A 19,980-nucleotide genomic window follows, 5' to 3' on the forward strand; every position below is an offset into this window, starting at 1 on the left:
CGCTCCACGGTTGATCGGCCCGAAATAGGGGTTAGAGCAGCACGCGCACAAGCCATCCCCAGGGCGAGAATTAATACATGATACAGGCAATAGCCCCACGTTCGCGTAAGGTCCGCATCCTTGCGACGCTCGGCCCCGCGAGCAGCACCCCCGAAATGATCGCCGCGCTGTTCGAAGCCGGCGCCGACGCGTTCCGCATCAATATGAGCCACGGCGACCAGCAATCGAAGGTCGCGGTGATCCAGGCGATCCGCGCGCTGGAGCAGCAATATCGCCGCCCATCGACCATCCTTGCCGATCTGCAGGGGCCAAAGCTGCGCGTCGGCAAATTCGAAGGCGGGCGCGTCACGCTCGAAAAGGGCGCGACCTTCACGCTCGACCGCGACACGACGCCCGGCGATGCGACCCGGGTCGAATTGCCGCACAAGGAAATCTTCGCCGCGATCGAGCCCGGCGCGCGCCTGCTGCTCGACGACGGCAAATTGGTGCTGCGCGTCACCAGCCACACCCCCGACACGATCGTCACCGAGGTGGTGGTCGGGGGCGCGCTGTCCAACAGCAAGGGGCTGAACGTCCCCGACGTGGTGCTGCCAATGGCGGCGCTGACCGAGAAAGACCGCAGCGACCTCGCCTTTGCGGTCGACCAGGGGGTCGACTGGATCGCCTTGAGTTTCGTGCAGCGGCCCGAGGATCTGGCCGAGGCGCGCAAGTTGATTGGCGGCAAGACAGCCCTTCTCGCCAAGATCGAAAAGCCCTCGGCGATCGACCGGCTCGAGGAAATCGTCGAGGCGTGCGACGGCGTGATGGTCGCGCGCGGCGATCTCGGCGTCGAATTGCCGCCTGAAAGCGTGCCGCCACTGCAGAAGCGCATCATCGAAGTGTCACGTCGCCTCGGGCGCCCGGTGGTGGTGGCGACGCAAATGCTCGAATCGATGATTACCTCGCCCTCCCCCACCCGCGCCGAAGTGTCCGACGTCGCCACCGCCATCTATGACGGGGCGGACGCGATCATGCTCTCGGCGGAGAGCGCGGCGGGGGCGTGGCCGACCGAATCGGTCGCGATGATGAACGCGATCGGCGAGGCGGTCGAACGCGACCCGACGCATGGCGAGCGCATCCACTTCACGGTAATCCGGTCCGACCCGACCACCGCCGACGCCTTGTCGGAAGCCGCCAAGAACATCGCGCACACCGTCGATGCCGCCGCGATCATCTGCTTCACCGCCTCGGGCTCCACCGCGCGCCGCGTCGCGCGCGAGCGGCCGGGCGTGCCGTTGATGGTGCTGACCCCCAACCTCGAAACCGCGCGTCGCGCCGGGCTGCTCTGGGGGGCCTATGCCGTCCACACCAAGGACGTCGAATCGTTCGAGGAAATGGTGGCCAAGGCCAAGCGCATGGCGCTGCGGCACGGGCTGGCGGTGGCGGGCGACCGTGTCATCATCATCGCGGGCGTGCCGTTCAAGACGCCGGGATCGACCAATGTGCTGCACGTCGTGCGGATCATCGGTGATGAGCTGAAGGACTATATTTAACGTTGGGCCGGTCCCCCGCGAAGGCGGGGGGCCAAGGTTACACGCGAACCGCGTGTTGCCGTGCAATCAGCCCGGTAGGCCGAGCTTCACGAGATCGGCGCGCAAGGTCGCGGCATCGGTGAACAGCAAGCCGGTAATGCCAAGCGCCTTGGCAGCCGCGACATTGGCGAGGCTGTCGTCGATGAACACCGCGTCCTCCGCCGCGACGCCGAAGCGATCAAGCGCGAGGTGGTAGATCGCCGGGTCGGGCTTGATGAGCTTTTCCTCGCCCGACACGACGATGTCGCGGAAGCGATCGAACACATCGGGGCGCGACGCGCGGAACGCCGCGAAAAAACCATCGTGGAAATTGGTGATCGCGAACAGCGGGACGCCCGCTACACTCAGCGATTCGAGAATCGCCGCGACACCGGGCACTTCATTCTGCAGCGAATCGTTGAAGCGCGGACCATAAAGGTCGATCAGCGCGGCGTGTTCGGGAAAGCGCGCGCGCAGCTCCGCCGACGTCTCGGCGAAGGATATGCCGAGATCGTGCTGGGCGTGCCAGTCGAGCGAGACGACCTCATCCACGAACGTATGAAGCGCCCGATCGTCCTCGATCAGGCGCTCATAGATCGCGTGGCGATCCCATTGGAACAGCACATTGCCGACATCGAAGATGACGGCGCGCGTGCCCGAACCCACGGTGGACGATCAGCCCTGGCGTGCCTTGAAGCGACGGTTGGTCTTGTTGATGACATAGGTCCGCCCACGACGACGGATCACGCGGTTATCGCGGTGACGGCCCTTGAGCGACTTCAGGGAATTGCGGATCTTCATGATCGATTCGCTTTGCAAATTCTGGAATGTGGAAAAGAGCGGCTGCGCATATGGTCGGGGCGCACCCAAGTCAAGTATAGAGCGCGCAAGACAGATGCGGGACACCGCGCCGGAACCTCGATACAACGGAACACGGGGACCGGGTCGAAGCGTTACCCCCTGCAACAAGCGCGTACGAGGAAAACTGGCATGAAGCGGACTATGGGTTTGGCATTCGCGGCGACAATCGTCGCGGCGGGCGCGCTGGCGGGCTGCACGACGACCGGCAAGAGCGGCCCGGTCGAAGTGACGCGGTTCCACCTCGGCGCGCCGCTGGAAACAGGCACGCTGACGGTCGAGGCGGTGCCCGGTCGCGATCAGGACAGCCTTGAGTACAAAACCTATGCCGCAGCGGTGGAAACCGAAGCCCTGACCCACGGCTTCACCGTGCCGGCGAGCGGTGCCGCGCCGCAATATGCCGCCGTCGTCAGCTTCACGCGCACCACCCGCCCCGCCCCACCCCGCAATGGCGGCGGTAGCGGGGTGAGCATCGGTCTCGGCGGCGGCGGTGGCGGCTATGGCGGCGGCGTTGGCCTCGGCGGGTCGATTTCCTTCCCGATCGGCAAACAGCGCTACCGCACCATCGTGCTGACCGATCTTGCCGTGCAGATCCGTCGCCGCAGCGACGGCACGGTGATCTGGGAAGGCCATGCCCAGAACACCGCGGATGGCGAGGCCCCCGATGCGCAGACCGGCCCGGTCGCGACGAAATTGGCGCGCGCGCTGTTCCTGGGCTTCCCCGGTGAATCCGGGCGCACTATCACGGTGAAATGAGCATCACCGTCAACGCCGCCTTCGACAGCGGAAACATCCTGGTCGCCGCCATCGATGGCGACCAGGTCAACCTCACCATCGCGCAGGACCACCTGTCCGATTTTTTCCAATGGTTCCATTTCCGCGTGGCAGGAGCCAAGGGGCGCACGCTCACCCTGCGCATCCTGAATGCCGGGCAATCGGCCTATCCCTTCGGCTGGCCCGGCTACAAGGTGCGCGCTAGCACCGACCGCCAGAATTGGCGGATGATCCCGACGCGCTATGTGGGAGGCGTGCTGGAGTTCGAATGGACCGGCAGCAGCGAATTGGTGTGGTTCGCTTACTTTCAGCCCTATACGCTGGAACAGCATGATGCACTGGTCGCGCGGATTGCGCTTGCGGACGGCGTCACCCACCGCGAGCTTGGCCAGTCGCTCGACGGGCGCGCGATCGATTGCCTGGAGCTTGGCACCGGCCCCAAGCATGTGTGGCTCTATGCCCGCCAGCACCCCGGCGAGAGCATGGCCGAATGGTGGATGGAAGGCGCGCTGGAATGGCTGACCGACCCGGCCAACCCGACCGCGCAGGCGTTGCGGGAGAAGGCGACCTTCCACTGCGTGCCCAATATGAACCCCGATGGCAGCTTCCGCGGCCATTTGCGCACCAATGCGGCGGGCGTGAACCTCAACCGCGAATGGGACACGCCGACGCCTGAACGCAGCCCAGAAGTGCTCTGCGTCCGCAATGCAATGGACGAGACCGGCGTTGCCTTTGCGATGGACGTGCATGGCGACGAAGCGATCCCCGCCAATTTCCTGGCAGGCTTTGAGGGCATCCCCTCCTGGAGTGACGCGCTGGGCGCGAAATTCTATGCGTTCGGCACGCGGCTGGCGGCGCACACGCCCGATTTTCAGACCGAGCGCGGTTATGAAAAGGCCGCACCCGGGCGCGCCAACCTGTCGATGTCGACCAACCAATTGGCCGAGCGCTTTGGCGCGGTGTCGATGACGCTGGAAATGCCGTTCAAGGACCACGACGCCAATGCCGATGCCGAGTTCGGCTGGTCGGGTGCCAGGTCGAAGGCGCTGGCCCATGCGTGTTTGGAGGTGCTGGCGGGGATGATTGACGGGATTTGAGGGGGGCTTGGCGGTTGAGCTTCTCTGGCGGGTTCCCTTAGGCGGTAAACTCGCCCTTGCCCTTGCCTGCGAGTCAGTGGCGGTCGCGCAGCCGGATGCGCTGGGTTATATTACGCCCTCGCTTGAATGCTCAGACCACACGACTAGTTATATCTAGCAAAAACTAGCAAATTTCCCTAGACTGCCCTAGGTTTTGTTAGATTGAAAAATTCCTGCGAGGTGAAATGGACCCGTACCGCAACCCGTTTGCACCTGGAGCCGGTAGCCGACCGCCGGAACTTGCAGGCCGAGACGCCATCCTTGAGCTAGCGAAAATATCGTGCGGGAGGGCGATTAAGGGACGAAGTGCGCGGTCAATAATGTTGCTCGGGTTGCGTGGGGTCGGGAAAACTGTCCTTCTCAACGAAATTGGTCGCAATGCCGGGCAAGACGGACTCCTGGTTTCGAGGGTCGAATCTCCGGAAGACGAAAGCCTCGCTCGGCTCATCTACCCTGAAATGAAGAAAGTCATGAGATCGCTTTCCGGTGTGGAAGCCGCAAAGCAGATCGCTACACGTGGCTTAAGAGGGCTTCGAAATTTCGCAGCAATTTTTAAGATTGAGATAGCCGGCGTGGAGATGGGCATCGAACCGGAGCCCGGGCTGGCTGACACAGGCGATCTACAGTATGATTTACCGGACCTATTTACTTTAATTGGAAAAGCAGCTCAAGCCGCCGGGCGCGGCTGGATTCTTCTGATTGACGAAGTACAATACCTATCCGAAGGCGATCTATCGGCTTTAATTGTCTCATTGCACCGAATGTCCCAGGAGGGCCTGCCGGTCATTCTGGTTGGTGCTGGCCTTCCACAAATTGCCCGTTTGGCAGGAGAAGCGAAGTCGTACTCCGAACGCCTCTTTCAATACCCACCAGTAGGTCCTTTAGATTCGGCATCAGCCAGCCAAGCGATCGAAAAACCAATAATAGAGGAGGACGCTTTCATCACAGACGACGCTCTCCGTCTTATTGTCGATCGCACAAAGGGCTATCCATTCTTTTTACAGGAATGGGCATCAGTTGTTTGGAACAATGCGGAAGGCCCGAAAATTACTTTAGACGATGCAGAACAGTCCTATGCAGAAACGCTGACGCTACTAGACGATGGATTCTTCAAGGTACGAATCGATCGCCTAACCAAGGCAGAGGTTCAATTCGTAAAGGCGATGGCTGAACTAGGGGATGGCCCCTATGCAATGGCAGACATCGCACATATGATGAAACGAACCCAGAAATCTTTGGGGCCCGCACGATCCAGCATCATCACCAAGGGCATGATCTACAGCACGGATCATGGATATCTTGATTTCAGCGTCCCTCTCTTCGCTGAGTTCATGCGACGCCAAGGCTGATTCAGTGCTCGACGATTCAAGGTATCGAATGCGCGGAGTGCCCGGACCAGTCGGCTGATAACAGTATCGATGAGAGAGATCACGATCAGCAATGTCAACACATGAGGCGATAGCCGACAGCGCGACGGGGCTCCACCCTTCGCCGGAGAAGCGCCGGGGGCCGGGAAACGAAACGCCGCTGAGCCCCCTCCCCCCAACCCGCCTGTTGATCGCGCCGCCTTGAGCGGATACCCGGCGGGCATTGCGCCCGGCCTGATGCCGGGGAAGGAGACCGCGCCTTATGCCTAGCCTCGTCCTGATCCGCCACGGCCAGTCCGACTGGAACCTCGAGAACCGCTTCACCGGCTGGTGGGATGTCGATGTGACCGCCAAGGGAGCCGAGGAAGCGCGCGCGGCGGGGCGGTTGATGGCGGAGAAGGGGCTCGATTTCGACACCTGCTTCACCTCGCTGCAGACGCGCGCGATCAAGACGCTCAACCTGGCGCTGGAGGAAATGCAGCGGCTGTGGCTGCCGGTCGAGAAGGACTGGCGGCTGAACGAGCGCCACTATGGCGGGCTGACCGGGCTCAACAAGGCTGAGACCGCCGCCGAATATGGCGATGCGCAAGTGCATATCTGGCGCCGCAGCTTCGACGTACCGCCGCCGCCAATGGCGCCGGGCAGCGCGTATGACCTGTCGCAGGACCGTCGCTATGCCGGGATCGACGTGCCCGCAACCGAAAGCCTGAAGGACACGATCGCGCGCGTGCTGCCCTATTGGGAGGGGCGGATTGCGCCGGCTTTGCGCGCCGGGCAGCGCGTGCTGATTTCGGCGCATGGCAATTCGCTGCGCGCGTTGGTGAAGCATCTGTCGGGCATTCCCGATGACGAGATCACCACGCTGGAAATCCCGACCGGGCAGCCGATCGTTTATCAATTGGACGACAGCCTTGCCGCCACCGATCGTTATTATCTGAACGAGCGGTAGCGGCGGGCCGCCGGCTTACTGCCCGGTGGTGACGGTGGTGGTGGTCTTCTCGGTCACGCGCGGCGCGGGGCGCTTGGTGGTGTGGCGCACGGTCTTGCGCACCACCTTGTGCTTCGCAATGGGGGCCGGGGTCGCGGTCTTGATGGTTTCGGTGGTGACCGTCATCGTTGGCGCGGGGGCGGGGGCGGCGATCACCACGGGCGTGGCGCGCGCGGCGGCGGCATCGGCCGATGCGGAGGCTGCAGCCTGTTCGGCGGCGTTGGCGCGGGCATTGGCGGCGGCGGCCTGCGCTTGCGCATCGGCGGCGGCATCGCGCGCATTTTCGGTCACGGCGCGGGCATTCTGCGTGCGTGCGCGCTGCGCTTCACCCAACGCAGTGTCGGCGAGCTGACTTGCGTGATGCGCGGCGGCGATCGCGTCATCCTTCTTGCCGTTGGCGAGGTCTTCCTGCGCGGTGCGCAAGGCGGCCTGCGCTTCAGCCTGAAGCCGCGGGGTTTCTGCGGTAGCACCGACCTTGGCCGACGCATCGATCTTGGCGCGCGCTTCGGCAATGGCGGCCTTGGCGCGTTCGTGCTTGCCTGCGGCAAAGGCAGGCGCGGAGAAAGCGAGCACCGCGGCAAGGGCGGCGATCGACGCTTGAGTCTTGCGGTTCATTGAATTTCTCCTTGGGGGCTGATTCACACGCCCCCAACCCCCGCCGAGACGAACAAGTTCCGCGACGGACCGTCTGCGAGAGTTGCCCTGCCCAGCGCGGGCCGCTAGTCCGAGGGGATGGCCACGCCCGAAACCCCCGCTGCGCGCCCTGTCGTCGGCATCATCATGGGAAGCACCTCCGATTGGGAGACGATGCACCATGCCGCCGAGCTGCTCGCCGAATTGGGGGTGGCGTATGAAAGCAAGGTGGTGTCGGCGCACCGCACCCCGCAACGTCTGTATGATTATGCCGGAAGCGCGGCTGCGCGCGGCCTCAAGGTGATTATCGCGGGCGCGGGCGGTGCGGCGCATCTACCGGGCATGGCGGCGGCGCTGACGCATCTGCCGGTGCTGGGCGTGCCGGTGGAAAGCAAGACGCTGAAGGGCGTCGACAGCCTTTATTCGATCGTCCAGATGCCAGCGGGCATTCCGGTGGGGACGCTCGCGATCGGCAAGGCCGGGGCCAAGAACGCGGCGCTGCTGGCGGTGGCGATCCTGGCGCTGTCCGACGCCGCCTTGAGCGAACGGCTGCAGACCTGGCGCGCGCGGCAGACCGAGAGCGTGGCGACCGATCCGGCGTGAGATCAAGGTTGTCTCCCCTCCCTGGAAGAGTGTTGGGTGAACAGCGCCCCGCGCTGTTCAGGTCATGCCGGGGGCATGACCGACCCAACACTGGGCTGGGGGTGGGTCGGCCCGTAGTCGGGCGTGACGTTCGCCATCGGCCAACCCACCCCCGCCCCTCCCTTTCAGGGAGGGGAGAAAACGCAGTCGATTTTCTCTTCACCAAGCGGACGGACCAGCATGACCCCCCTTCCCCCCGGCTCGACGATCGGCATTCTCGGCGGCGGCCAGCTCGGGCGGATGCTCGCGGTGGCGGCGGCACAGCTTGGCTATCACACGCACATCCTCGCCCCCGATGAGGAAGCGGTGGCGGCGCAGACCGCGTCCAGCTTCACCCGCGCCGATTATCACAGCCGCATCGTGCTCGATGAATTTGCCGCCGCCGCCGATGTCGTCACCTATGAGTTCGAGAATATCGCGCTCGATCCGGTCGAGTATCTGGCGGGCAAGGTGCCCGTCCACCCCGCCCCCGCAGCACTTGGCATCGCGCAGGATCGCGCGGTCGAAAAAGCCTTTGTCCGCGACATTGGCGGGCGCACCGCGCCCTGGGCCAAGGTCGAGACGCTCGCCGAGCTGCAGGCGGCGGTGGCCGCGATCGGCACGCCCGCGATCCTGAAAACACTGCGCATGGGCTATGACGGCAAGGGCCAGATGCGCATCACCTCGCCCGCCGACATCGCGGCGGCGTGGGAAGCGATCGGTCGACGCCCCGCCATTCTCGAAGGCTTCGTCACCTTTGCCCATGAATTTTCGATCCTGCTGGTGCGGCGCGGCGATGGACAAATGGTCAGCTATCCACCGCCGTGGAACGAGCACAAGGACGGCGTGCTGGCGCGATCCACCCTGCCCGCCCCGACAGAGGTTGCGGCACAATGGGGCGAAGCCGCCGCGCTCGCCGGGCGGATCGCCGACCAGCTCGGTTATGTCGGGGTGCTGGCGTGCGAGTTCTTCGCGGGGATCGATGGCCCGGTGTTCAACGAAATGGCCCCGCGCGTCCACAATTCGGGGCATTGGACGATCGAAGGCGCGGTCTGTTCGCAATTCGAGAACCATATCCGCGCGATTTGCGGGCTGCCGCTGGGGGACACCGGCCTCACCGCGCCCACCGTGGCGATGGAAAATCTGATCGGCCATGACGCCGACCGCTGGGCAGAGATCCTTGCCGAGCCCGGCGCGCACCTGCACCTGTATGGCAAGGAAACGCGACCCGGCCGCAAGATGGGGCATGTGACGCGGCTGGGGCGCTAAACGCCCCATAAAAAACGGCCCGCGCTCCATCCGGAACGCGAGCCGCTTTCGTATCCGTAATCGAACGGCTCAGGCCGCGCGCGTGCCCGTCATCGGGAAGCTGCCGAACGCGCCTGCACCGACCGAACCGGTGAGCGTGTCACCCGAAGCGGTCGCTTCGCAGGTCAGCGTCATCGGCATCGGCACGACGATCGACATCGTCCACTTGATCGTCTCGCCATCGACAATGCCGTCGGTGATTTCAGCGCTGCCCTGCGCACCGACTTGCGAGCCCGTCCAGCTCGCGCCGTCGGTCTTGACCGTCAGCACGGCCTTCTGGTCGCCCAGCGGCGACTTGACGATGGTATCCCAGGTTCCGTCGATTGCAGCCATTGTCTCTCTCCTGACAAGAATCTTCAGCGTACATCCGCCACAGATGCCGCGCTCACCACCTCAACCGGCAACCCAAGGCTGTCAAGCTGGGCACGGACCTTCGACGCGTCGCCGACGACGATCCAGATGGTCTTGGCCGGGTCGATTGCCTTGCGTGCCGCAGCGTCAAGTTCGGCTATGGTCATCGCGCGATATTTTTGCGGCAGCGTCGCGTAATAATCGTCGGGACGGCGATACAGGTCGTTTTGTTGCAACGCGCCGAGCACCGCACCCGATGTCTCGAAATTGCCCGGCAGCGAGCTGATCGCATCGGTAATGGTACGATCGAACTCTTCCTTGGTGATGCCCTTGGTCGTCAGGAAGTCGGTAAAATCGGCCTGGAGCGACTTGATCGATTCGCCGGTCTTGTCGGCCTGTACGCCCGTGCCGAGCAGATAGGGCGTGTCGTGTTGGGCGCGGCGGAACGACCCGTTGACGCCATATGACCAATGCCGCGCCTCGCGCAGATCAAGATTGACGCGCGACAGGAAATCACCGCCGAGCGAGTCGTTCGCAGTAATCACCGGCAGCAGATCGTCAGTGCCGACCAGCGTCGTGGGAATCGCCGCGATGATGAAGGATTGCGGCGAATCGGGCCGGTCGATCAGCACGATTTTGGATGCCGACGGCTCGGTCTTGACGTTGAAATCCTTGATCCCGGCGGGGCCGGTTGGTGTCCAGTCGCCAAAGCGCGCATCGAATGCCGCCTTCACCTCGGCCAGCGGACGATCGCTGACGACGAAGATTTTGGCCTTGTCGGGGCGCAGCCAAGCTTGCTGGAACGCGATCAGATCATCACGCGTCAGCGCCGCCACCGCCTTGCCATCGCCGCTGCCAATCCCCTTCGCATAAGGCGACGCGGCACCATAAGCGAGCTTGGGCAGCACGCGCTGCGCAAGGCCTTGCGGGTTGGTCAACTCCGCCGCGATTCGCGAAAGCTGCTGGTTCTTGAGCCGCGCCACTTCGGCCGGGTCGAATTTGGGATGCCGCACGATATCGGCCAGCAATTCGGTCGAGGCGGCAAGGTTGGCGCTCGGCGTGAACATCCCCACGACCGTGCGGTCGGACCCAGACCCGCTGGTGATGTTTGCGCCCAGCCGTTCCTTCGCCTCGGCAATTGCGATCGAATCGCGCGTGAGCGTGCCCTCGTCGAGCATGTCGAGCGTCAGCGCCTGCGTGCCGAGCTTGCCCGGCACGTCGGCGGCGACGCCTGCATCAAAGCTGATCGACGCCTGCGTAATCGGCACGGCGTTGCGATAGGCATAGACGAGTTCGATGCCGTTCTTGAGCTTGGTATGCGCAACCTTGGGGAAATCCAGGTTCGCCAACGTGCCAACCGGCGGCAGCGCGCCACGCGTGCCCTGGACGGGTTGCTCGGGCGCGGCAGCGACCTTGGCGGGCGGGGTCGCCTCGACATAGGCATCGCGCGCGCCGGGCACGACCGTCAACGCATAGACCGGACGCGTCAGCCATTTGGCGCTTGCCGCCCTGACTTGCGCGGGTGTCTGCGCGGCGAGTTCGGCGAGTTGCTTTTTATAGAAGCCGGGGTCGTTCTGGTACAACGCGCCCTCGGCGAGCGCGACCGCCTTGCCGCCGAAACCACCGGTCGATTCGAGCCCGGCGATGCGCGCCGCCGCGTCGCGTGTCGCAACGCGCTGTACTTCATCGGCGGTCGGGCCGTTGGCGATGACATCGGCGATGATCTCGTCGAGCCGCTTGGCGACGAGCGCGGGGTCGATGCCGGGGCGCACGTCTGCGCTGACCACGAACATGCCGACCTGCGCGAAACTCTCATTGTTCGCCGAGACGCGCACGGCGAGTTTTTCCTTGCGCACCAGCGCATTGTCGAGGCGGCTGCTGGCGAGGCCACCGAGCACCCCGGCGGTCACGTCGAGCGAGACCGATTCCGGGTTGTTGATGCCCGGCACCGCCCACATGCGATAGATACGGGTGGTGGCAACGCGGTCCTTGATCGTCTCGACCTTGGGTGCGGCTAGGCTTGGCACGGCGGCGGCGGGGACGACGCTCTCGGGCCCCTTGGGGATCGCGCCGAAATACTTCTCGACCAGCACCTTTGCCTTGGCGGCATCGATATCGCCCGAAAGCACCAGCACCGCATTATTGGGGCCGTAATGGCCACGGAACCAGTTCTTCACGTCCTCGACGCTCGCCGAATCGAGATCGGTCATCGATCCGATGGTAGTGTGGCCATAAGGGTGCGTGGCGGGGAACAGCGTCTCGGTCTGCTTGTACTTCACCAGACCAAAGGGTTGATTATCGCCCTGCCGCTTTTCATTCTGCACAACGCCGCGTTGTTCATCGACCACTGCCGGGGTCAGCGCGCCGAGCAGATAGCCCATGCGGTCGCTCTCGAGGAACAGCGCGCGATCGAGTGCTGCGACCGGCACCGTTTCGAAATAATTGGTGCGATCGAAATAGGTCGTGCCGTTGAGCGCGGTCGCGCCAATCGCCTTGGTATAGGTGAAATAATCCTTGGGCGCATTTTCGGAGCCGTTGAACATCAGATGCTCGAACAAATGCGCAAAGCCGGTCTTGCCCCGGGGTTCGAACTTCGAGCCGACATTGTACCACACGCTGATCGCCACAACGGGGGCCTTGTGATCGGTGTTGACGATCACGCGCAAACCGTTGGCGAGGCGGAACTCGCTATAGGGAATATCGACCTGCTTGACCAAGGCCGCCACCGGCGCAGGCGCGGGCACGGTCTGCGCGATGGCGGGCATCGCAAGCGTTGAAAGGGCCACGCCACACAGCGCGAACAGCTTTACGGTCATCGATGTTTCCCCTGGAGATATATTTGGTAAACGACTGTACTGATTAAGTATAGCAGTGGCGGGTGCCGTTACAATCCGTCACGGTCGATATACACGCTCGACATGGTGCCGCAGCGCGTCCGCCCAGAACAGCACCGGTTTGGTCTTGTGCGCGACGAACAGCGGCGCCTGATCGGTATAATGCGGCGAATCCGGCCGTGTGGTCGCCGCGCCATAGGGCTGCACCGACTCCGAACTGACGCGCCCGGCCTTGTCCCATGTCATGAACATGATGAAGCTGTCGCCGTGCTTCACCGCCAGCCGCCCGTCCTCGGCTTCGTCCCAGGTCGAGGCCGCGCGCAACACATCGGGCGCACCGTCGAGCGGCAAATCGACCGCGCCATGCCGCAGTCGCAGCAGCGTGCCGAGCGGCGGATCGAGCGTGCCGAAATGCCGCTGCAGATACCCCGCCGCCTTTACCAGCGCATCGCGCGGATCAAGCTCGGCGCGGCGCGGGTAATGCCATCGCATCCCCGTGCGCAGCAGGATCGCCGCCAGCGCCTGCCCGGCATGATGGCCGTCGAAATCCCAGTTCCAGCGCTTGAGCAACGCCTGTGCCTGCGCCAGTTGCGCATCGCCCCGCGCATCGACGCGGGCGATGTCGCCATACCAGCGCGCCGCCCAGCTCAGCCGACTGATGCCGGTATCGTATTTGATGCGCCGCAAATCCTCCGCGCTGATCGAGGGATGCGCGCCCATCAGCTCGACCGCGCGGGTGCCGCGATTGGTGGTGTCGGTTTCGATGCCGAGCAGCGGCGAATAATCGCCGGGTTTGAGTTCCGACCCCGCCCCCGCCGCCTGGAACGGAGTGTTGTTGGCGTTGACCAGAAAGCCTGAGGCTGGGTTCACATTGCGCGGCACTTGCGCGAACGGCACCGTGCCCCAGGCAAGATCGCGCGAGGTGTCGCCGGGCAGGACGTGGCGATAATCGAAGCCGGGCTTCCGGTTGGGAAAGCTGGCATTGTAGAAATAGGCGATATTACCGTGCGCGTCGCCGTACAGAAAATTGGTCGCGGGCACGCCCTGGATCGCCAGCGCCTTCTGCCATTCGGCAAAATCGCGCGCGCGGGTGAGGCGGTAATATTCCTCGATCATGCGGAGCTGGTCGGCACCGGCATAACGGATCGCATAGGCCCCGCTTTTGTTGACGATCACCGGCCCCTGCACCGCGCGATACGCCATTTTGGGGACCGGCAGCACGAACGGGCCGAAGCGCACCTTCAGCCACACGCGCTGCGCGTGCAACGGGCGCCACGCCCCGTCGAAGCGATAGTGCGTGCCAGCGGCATCGAGCACCAATTTGTACACATCGGTCAAATCGGGGCGGTTGACGGTGTTGGTCCAGCCGAGATGTTCGTTATGCCCGAGCACCGGGAACGGCACGCCGGGAAAGGTCGCGCCCGAGAAATGCCAGCCCGTGCCCGATTGCACGCTCAGTTCATACCATGCGACCGGGCCGGTCCACGGCTGATGCGAATTGGCGATCACGCGCGTGAAGCCATCCGCCGAACGTTTCGGGCCAACGACAAAGGCGTTCGAGCCATTGGGCATTGCCTCGCCCGTCGCGGGCAAAGCCGCAGGGTCAGGGCTATCGGGCACCGCCCCGGCACTTTCGCGCGGCAGCGGCGTATCGCCCGCCAATGCGCCGAGCGTCTGATCGAGCCCGAAGAAGAACGGCGTGCGCAGTACGAAGCCCGTCGCAATATCCTCGCCATTGGCCGGGAACAGCCGCGCGAGGCGGATTTCACCCGGATGCCGCCGCGCATAAGCGTTGAGCCCGCTGGCATAGGCATCGAGCAGCGCACGCACATCGGCTGGCTGTTTCAGATAATCGCGCTGCGCGGTTTCGCGCGCGCCGAGCAAGTGCAAGGTATAGTCGACCTTGGCCCCGTCCGCGCCCTGGAGCGCGCCCAACCGCCCGCGCGCCATCGCGATCGCTTCCTGCAGCGTCGCGAAATCATCCTCGGCATGGGCATAGGCCACGCCATATGCGACATCGGGATCGGTCTTGCCGAAGATATGGGGCACGCCGAACGTGTCGCGGGCGATGACGCTGTCATAATGGTGGGCGGGTGGCGGCGTGACGCGGATCGCGACCAGCGGCTCCCACATGGCAAGCCCGACACCCGCCACCAACACCAGCACGCCAAACCCGGCCAGCACCCGCCGCAATCCCCGCATCCACCCTGCCCTCTTATTGTTTGCGGCAAGGTGTAGCGGGACGATCAGGCCGAGACGAGGGGATTGTTTGTTGCCCCGCTTGCCGCTTTCCCACGACAGCGGGGGCCCAGGGTTACGAGCGGACCGCTTGCAACCCTGGGTTCCTGCTTACGCAGGAGAGCGCACGTTAGAGCCGCGCCTTGAGCGTTACATAGACCTGACGCGGCGCACCGCTCAGCAGCGTCTGATTGTCGCCGCGCGCCACCGTGCCGCCCGAGTTGATGACGGCAATATACTTCTTGTCGAACAGATTGGTCACATTCAGTTCCAGCGACAGCGCGTTGAGCAGGCGATTGCCCGAAAAGCTGTATCCCGCCGACAAATCGGCCAGGAAACGATCCGGCACCGACCGATCGTTTTCCAGCGTCACATAGCGCTTGCTCTGGAATATCCCGGTCAGCGTGCCATAGAACCCGCCTTGCGAGATGTTGATATCGCCCTTCAGCAGGTGCTGCGGCGCATCGGGCACGATCTTGTCGCGCGTGGCCACCAGCACGGTGCCGTTGGCACCGGGCACGTCCGAACGGAAGCGCGAGTCATTGTACGAATAGGTGCCGGTCAAACGAACATTGTCGAGCAGCTTGTACGTCGCCGCGACTTCCACACCCACGCTGCGCACGCCACCCAGATTGGCGACCACGCCGGGAATGCCCTGGATCTGCGCGCCCTGCGGCAACACGCCCAGACGATCACGGAAATCGATGTAATAAGCCGACACAACGCCCGACAGGCGCGGGAACTGGAAGCGGCTGCCCAGTTCATACGTGTACGATGTTTCCGGCTTGATACCCCCTGCACGCGTCAGGTCGATCGCCGCCTGGGACTGCGCGGCGAACGGCGACAAGGCGGTGATTGCGGCGCCGAAGGGACGGAAATTCTTGGCGAAGTTTCCGAACAGTTCGAGATGATCGATGCCCTTATACAGGACACCCGCCTGCGGCAGGAAAGCATTGTCGGAGCGGAAGCCGCCATTGATCCGCTGGCTGGCAAAGGCCGCGATCACGGTGTTGACATTGTCCTTTACGAACACCGACTTGAAACCGGCGTTGACGTTCAGGTCGCTGGTGATCTGCCAACTGTCCTGAATGTGCGTCTGCACCGTGTCGGTGGCGAACTGATACTGCCACTGCGTGAAGAAGGCGGTGTCGGCTGCAAGAAAGACCGTTGGCGACAGCGACGGCGCGTTGACGTTGTTGGCCAGCCCGTAGAAGCGGCGTGCCTGGCCAAAATCGTTGCGCTCATACCAGACGCCGCCATTGATCTTGTGCGTGCCCAGATTCAGGTTGAAATTGGCGATGCCGCCCTTGCGATAGATACTGTATTCGGTCGTCCGCAACGACAGCGGTGCACCGCCCGGCGTGGCGAGATACGGCGTGTAGAAATCGCCCTGCCCCCGGTTGTGGTGGTAATAACCAGTGGCGGTAAAATCGAACACCTGGCCAACGGGAACCGTCAGCGTCGCGCCGGTCAACTGATCCTGGCGCAAGCCCGAACCGGCATAATAAAGGTCATCGACCGTGGTTACATTGGCATAGGGCAACACCGCATAGGATGTACCCGCCGCCGCGTTGGTGACCGGCTGACCGGTTTCACCCCGATTAGCGCCAATCTGCGCGGCAAGCACCGCGCTGCGGAAATCGGGCGCGAAGTAATCGCTGTTCAACCCGCGCCGGGCGATCAGATCAAACGACAGATCCTGGTCGTCCTGTTCGCGGCGATCGGAAATGTTGACGAAGGCGGTCAGCGTGGCCGCGCCGAGCGGTTGCACCACCTTGAAATTGAACTGGTTGGTGCGGCGGATGCCCGAACCCTTATATTTATCGGCATCCTGATGGACATAAGTGATCGCCGCCTTGGTGCCGATGCCGAACAATTCGCCGGTATCGATCCGCGCATAACCGCGAAAGAAGCTGTTCGAACCGCCCGAGAGCGCACCGATGGCGCCAAGCTTGTCCGCCGGCTGGTTCGACGAAAACTCGATCGTGCCGCCAAGATTGTTGGTCGACGGCGTGCCGAGCGACCCCGCGCCCTGCGACACCCGGATGGTGCCCAGATTTTCGTTGATGATCGCCCGGCTGACCGTCAGGCCGTTGTAATTGCCATAAGCAAGGTCGCCCAGCGGAATACCGTCGAGCGTGTAGCCAAGTTGCCCCTGATTGAACCCGCGAATGCTGATCCGCACGCCATATTCATAACCGCCCAGACCGTCCGCCGAGTTGAAATTGACACCCGGCAGTTCTTGCAGCGCCTTGAGCGGGCTGGAACCCGGTACGAACTCCTGCAGCTTGGTCGCGCCGATTTCGGTCAACTGGCGGCTGCTGCCGCGACCATAAACGACGATGTCTTTGGCGGTATCGGATTCGTCAGGCGCGGGCGCGGCGGCGGGTGGCGGCGCATCGGGTGCCGGAGCGGCGGTCACGTCGCGGGCGGAGGCGGCGAGCGGCCATGCGACGGCAGCACCAGCGAGCAAATACAACGTGAAACGGCGCATGAGCGATCCCCAAAATGATTGTTTTTTGAAGGCGCTACTCCCCGCGCCCTGTCGGGGGCGGCCTAGCCATGCTGCGTTGCGGAAATACGTAAATTCCGTGTCAAGTCGATGACACGATTTTTCGCTACACAATGCGCACGCGAAACAGATGCCAGCGGCCCTTGTGTTGCATAAGTGCAACACTACATCGGACGGGAAGAAGGAGGGATACTTCCATATGAACATCGAGAAATTCACTGATCGCGCCAAAGGCTTCCTGCAATCGGCGCAAACCGTGGCGATCCGCATGAGCCATCAGCGCATCGCCCCCGAACATATCCTCAAGGCATTGCTTGAGGATGAGCAGGGCATGGCATCTGGCCTGATCGCGGCAAGTGGCGGTGACGCCAAGCGCGCGGCGACCGAAACCGACCTCGCACTGTCCAAAATCCCCGCTGTGTCGGGCAGCGGCGCGCAAGCGACCCCGGGGCTCGACAATGATGCGGTGCGCGTGCTCGACCAGGCCGAACAAATCGCCACCAAATCGGGCGATTCCTTTGTTACCGTCGAACGGTTGCTCGTCGCGCTTGCGCTGTCGCTCAACAGCACTGCGGGCAAGGCGCTCAAGACTGCGGGTGTCACCCCAGAGGCGCTCAACGCCGCAATCGAGCAGGTCCGCAACGGGCGCGTCGCCGACAGCGCCGGCGCTGAGGACAAGTTTGATGCGCTCAAGAAATTCGCGCGCGACCTGACGCAGGCGGCACGCGACGGCAAGCTAGACCCGGTGATCGGCCGCGACGAGGAAATCCGCCGCACGATCCAGATTCTCGCACGCCGCACCAAGAACAATCCGGTGCTGATCGGCGAACCCGGTGTCGGCAAGACCGCCATCGCCGAGGGCCTCGCGCTGCGCATCGCCAATGGCGACGTGCCCGATACGCTGAAAGACCGCCGTCTGATGTCGCTCGACATGGGCTCGCTGATCGCGGGTGCCAAATATCGTGGTGAGTTTGAGGAGCGGCTCAAGGGCGTGCTCGACGAGGTGAAGGCCGCCGAGGGCGACATCGTCCTGTTCATCGATGAGATGCACCAGTTGATCGGCGCGGGCAAATCCGAGGGCGCGATGGATGCGGGCAATCTGCTGAAGCCCGCACTCGCGCGCGGCGAACTGCACTGCGTCGGCGCGACCACGCTCGATGAATATCGCAAATATGTCGAGAAGGACGCAGCCCTCCAGCGCCGCTTCCAGCCGGTGTTCGTGGGCGAGCCGACCGTGCCCGACACGATCTCGATCCTGCGCGGGCTCAAGGAGAAGTATGAGCTGCACCACGGCGTGCGCATCACCGATGCGGCGATCGTCGCAGCGGCGACGCTGTCCAACCGCTACATCACCGACCGCTTCCTGCCCGACAAGGCGATCGATCTGATGGACGAGGCCGCCAGCCGCATCCGCATGGAGGTGGAGAGCAAGCCCGAGGAAATCGAAATCCTCGACCGGCGGATCATCCAGCTCAAGATCGAGCGCGAGGCGTTGAAGCGCGAAAGCGACGAAGCGTCACACGACCGGCTGGTGAAGCTCGACGGCGAACTCGCTAATCTCGAACAGCAATCGAGCGAGCTGACCACGCGCTGGCAGGCCGAGAAGGACAAGATCTCCGCCGAAGCCCGGTTGAAGGAGCAACTCGACGCCGCCCGGCTCGAACTCGACCAGGCGCAGCGCAGCGGCGATCTCGCCAAGGCGGGTGAGCTGTCCTACGGGCGCATCCCCGAACTGCAACGGCAATTGGACGCGGCAGCGGGCGCGACCAAGGGCGCCATGCTGCGCGAGGAAGTCACCGCCGAAGACATTGCCGGGGTCGTCGCACGCTGGACCGGCATTCCGGTCGAGCGGATGCTGGAGGGTGAGCGCGACAAATTGCTCCAGATGGAAGCGACGATCGGCAAGCGCGTGATCGGCCAGCAAAATGCGATCCGCGCGGTCTCCACCGCCGTGCGGCGCGCGCGCGCGGGGTTGCAGGACCCCAACCGCCCGCTCGGTTCGTTCCTGTTCCTCGGGCCAACCGGCGTCGGCAAGACCGAGCTGACCAAGGCGCTCGCCGAATTCCTGTTCGATGACCCGACCGCGATGGTGCGCATCGACATGAGCGAGTTCATGGAAAAGCATGCGGTCGCGCGGCTGATCGGCGCGCCTCCCGGCTATGTCGGTTATGAGGAAGGCGGCGTGCTGACCGAGGCGGTGCGGCGGCGGCCCTATCAGGTGGTGTTGTTCGACGAGGTCGAGAAAGCGCATGGTGATGTGTTCAACATCCTGCTGCAGGTGCTCGACGACGGGCGGCTGACCGATGGCCAGGGCCGCACGGTCGACTTCACCAACACGATCATCGTGCTGACCTCCAACCTCGGCAGCCAGGTGCTGACGACCTTGGGCGAAGGCGAGGATGTCGCGAGCGTCGAGCCGCAAGTGATGGAGATCGTGCGCGGGCATTTCCGCCCCGAATTCCTCAACCGGCTCGACGAGATCGTGCTGTTCCACCGGCTCGGGCAAGCGGAGATGGCGCCGATCGTCGATATCCAGGTGCAGCGCATCGCGACGCTCTTGGGCGAACGCAAGGTGACGCTCGACTTGACCGATGCCGCGCGAGCGTGGCTGGGCCGCGTGGGGTATGACCCGGTCTATGGCGCGCGACCGCTGAAACGCGCGGTGCAGCGCTATCTGCAGGACCCGCTCGCCGACCTGATCCTGCGTGGCAGCGTGAAGGACGGCGCGACGGTGCGGGTTGAGGAAGGCGACGGGAAGCTGGAGTTGACCGTCGAGTGATAGGAACAGGGGCGACGGATCGAACGATCCG

Annotated in this window: 15 protein-coding genes; 8 read left to right on the plus strand and 7 right to left on the minus strand. The window is 63.8% G+C overall.

The window, feature by feature from the left end:
• Nucleotides 1-77: 77 nt before the first annotated feature.
• The gene (gene pyk, locus WC704_RS04405; protein ID WP_372888782.1) at nt 78-1,532 is read left to right on the plus strand and encodes a pyruvate kinase; all 1,455 of its coding nucleotides are present in this window, start codon (nt 78-80) and stop codon (nt 1,530-1,532) included.
• A gap of 66 nt (nt 1,533-1,598) precedes the next feature.
• Here pyk and WC704_RS04410 read toward each other — a convergent pair whose 3' ends face one another.
• Both WC704_RS04410 and ykgO read right to left on the minus strand, forming a co-directional pair.
• Nucleotides 1,599-2,216, minus strand: coding sequence for an HAD family hydrolase (locus WC704_RS04410; RefSeq protein WP_372888783.1), 618 nt, complete (start codon nt 2,214-2,216; stop codon nt 1,599-1,601).
• 9 nt (nt 2,217-2,225) lie between these two features.
• Nucleotides 2,226-2,351: a type B 50S ribosomal protein L36 gene (gene ykgO, locus WC704_RS04415; RefSeq protein WP_004210176.1), complete on the minus strand. Its 126-nt coding sequence runs from the start codon at nt 2,349-2,351 to the stop codon at nt 2,226-2,228.
• Nucleotides 2,352-2,540: 189 nt separating this feature from the next.
• Between ykgO and WC704_RS04420 the strand changes: the two genes are divergently transcribed.
• The 4 genes from WC704_RS04420 to gpmA all read left to right on the plus strand — a co-directional run bounded on the left by WC704_RS04420 (nt 2,541) and on the right by gpmA (nt 6,634).
• Nucleotides 2,541-3,164 carry a DUF4136 domain-containing protein gene (locus WC704_RS04420; protein ID WP_372888784.1) on the plus strand — a complete coding sequence of 208 codons (624 nt, stop codon included), beginning with the start codon at nt 2,541-2,543 and terminating at the stop codon, nt 3,162-3,164.
• A complete protein-coding gene (locus WC704_RS04425) occupies nt 3,161-4,279 on the plus strand; it encodes a M14-type cytosolic carboxypeptidase (RefSeq protein WP_372888785.1) in 1,119 nt (372 codons plus the stop codon). The genes WC704_RS04420 and WC704_RS04425 overlap by 4 nt, the downstream gene beginning before the upstream one ends.
• A gap of 224 nt (nt 4,280-4,503) precedes the next feature.
• Nucleotides 4,504-5,667, plus strand: a complete 1,164-nt coding sequence (locus WC704_RS04430) for an AAA family ATPase (RefSeq protein WP_372888786.1) — start codon at nt 4,504-4,506, stop codon at nt 5,665-5,667.
• Between the two features lie 280 nt (nt 5,668-5,947).
• A complete protein-coding gene (gene gpmA, locus WC704_RS04435; RefSeq protein ID WP_372888787.1) occupies nt 5,948-6,634 on the plus strand; it encodes a 2,3-diphosphoglycerate-dependent phosphoglycerate mutase in 687 nt (228 codons plus the stop codon).
• 15 nt (nt 6,635-6,649) lie between these two features.
• Here gpmA and WC704_RS04440 read toward each other — a convergent pair whose 3' ends face one another.
• Nucleotides 6,650-7,288, minus strand: coding sequence for a hypothetical protein (locus WC704_RS04440; protein ID WP_372888788.1), 639 nt, complete (start codon nt 7,286-7,288; stop codon nt 6,650-6,652).
• A gap of 117 nt (nt 7,289-7,405) precedes the next feature.
• Between WC704_RS04440 and purE the strand changes: the two genes are divergently transcribed.
• Both purE and WC704_RS04450 read left to right on the plus strand, forming a co-directional pair.
• Nucleotides 7,406-7,909 (plus strand): 5-(carboxyamino)imidazole ribonucleotide mutase, encoded by a 504-nt coding sequence (purE, locus tag WC704_RS04445; RefSeq protein ID WP_372888789.1) that lies wholly within the window; start codon nt 7,406-7,408, stop codon nt 7,907-7,909.
• A gap of 219 nt (nt 7,910-8,128) precedes the next feature.
• A complete protein-coding gene (locus tag WC704_RS04450) occupies nt 8,129-9,196 on the plus strand; it encodes a 5-(carboxyamino)imidazole ribonucleotide synthase (RefSeq protein ID WP_372888790.1) in 1,068 nt (355 codons plus the stop codon).
• Nucleotides 9,197-9,265: 69 nt separating this feature from the next.
• Here WC704_RS04450 and WC704_RS04455 read toward each other — a convergent pair whose 3' ends face one another.
• From WC704_RS04455 to WC704_RS04470, 4 genes are all read right to left on the minus strand, one after another.
• The gene (locus tag WC704_RS04455) at nt 9,266-9,568 is read right to left on the minus strand and encodes a hypothetical protein (RefSeq protein ID WP_372888791.1); all 303 of its coding nucleotides are present in this window, start codon (nt 9,566-9,568) and stop codon (nt 9,266-9,268) included.
• Between the two features lie 23 nt (nt 9,569-9,591).
• Nucleotides 9,592-12,402 (minus strand): M16 family metallopeptidase, encoded by a 2,811-nt coding sequence (locus WC704_RS04460; RefSeq protein ID WP_372888792.1) that lies wholly within the window; start codon nt 12,400-12,402, stop codon nt 9,592-9,594.
• A 78-nt stretch (nt 12,403-12,480) separates the two neighbouring features.
• Nucleotides 12,481-14,622 (minus strand): penicillin acylase family protein, encoded by a 2,142-nt coding sequence (locus tag WC704_RS04465; protein WP_372888793.1) that lies wholly within the window; start codon nt 14,620-14,622, stop codon nt 12,481-12,483.
• Nucleotides 14,623-14,788: 166 nt separating this feature from the next.
• Nucleotides 14,789-17,152, minus strand: a complete 2,364-nt coding sequence (locus WC704_RS04470) for a TonB-dependent receptor domain-containing protein (RefSeq protein ID WP_372888794.1) — start codon at nt 17,150-17,152, stop codon at nt 14,789-14,791.
• A 217-nt stretch (nt 17,153-17,369) separates the two neighbouring features.
• Here WC704_RS04470 and clpB point away from each other — a divergent pair, with 217 nt between their 5' ends.
• Nucleotides 17,370-19,949 (plus strand): ATP-dependent chaperone ClpB, encoded by a 2,580-nt coding sequence (gene clpB / locus WC704_RS04475; RefSeq protein WP_372888795.1) that lies wholly within the window; start codon nt 17,370-17,372, stop codon nt 19,947-19,949.
• The last annotated feature ends 31 nt before the right edge of the window (nt 19,950-19,980 follow it).

This window comes from Sphingomonas sp. (assembly GCF_041661885.1).
Taxonomy (GTDB): Bacteria; Pseudomonadota; Alphaproteobacteria; order Sphingomonadales; family Sphingomonadaceae; genus Sphingomonas.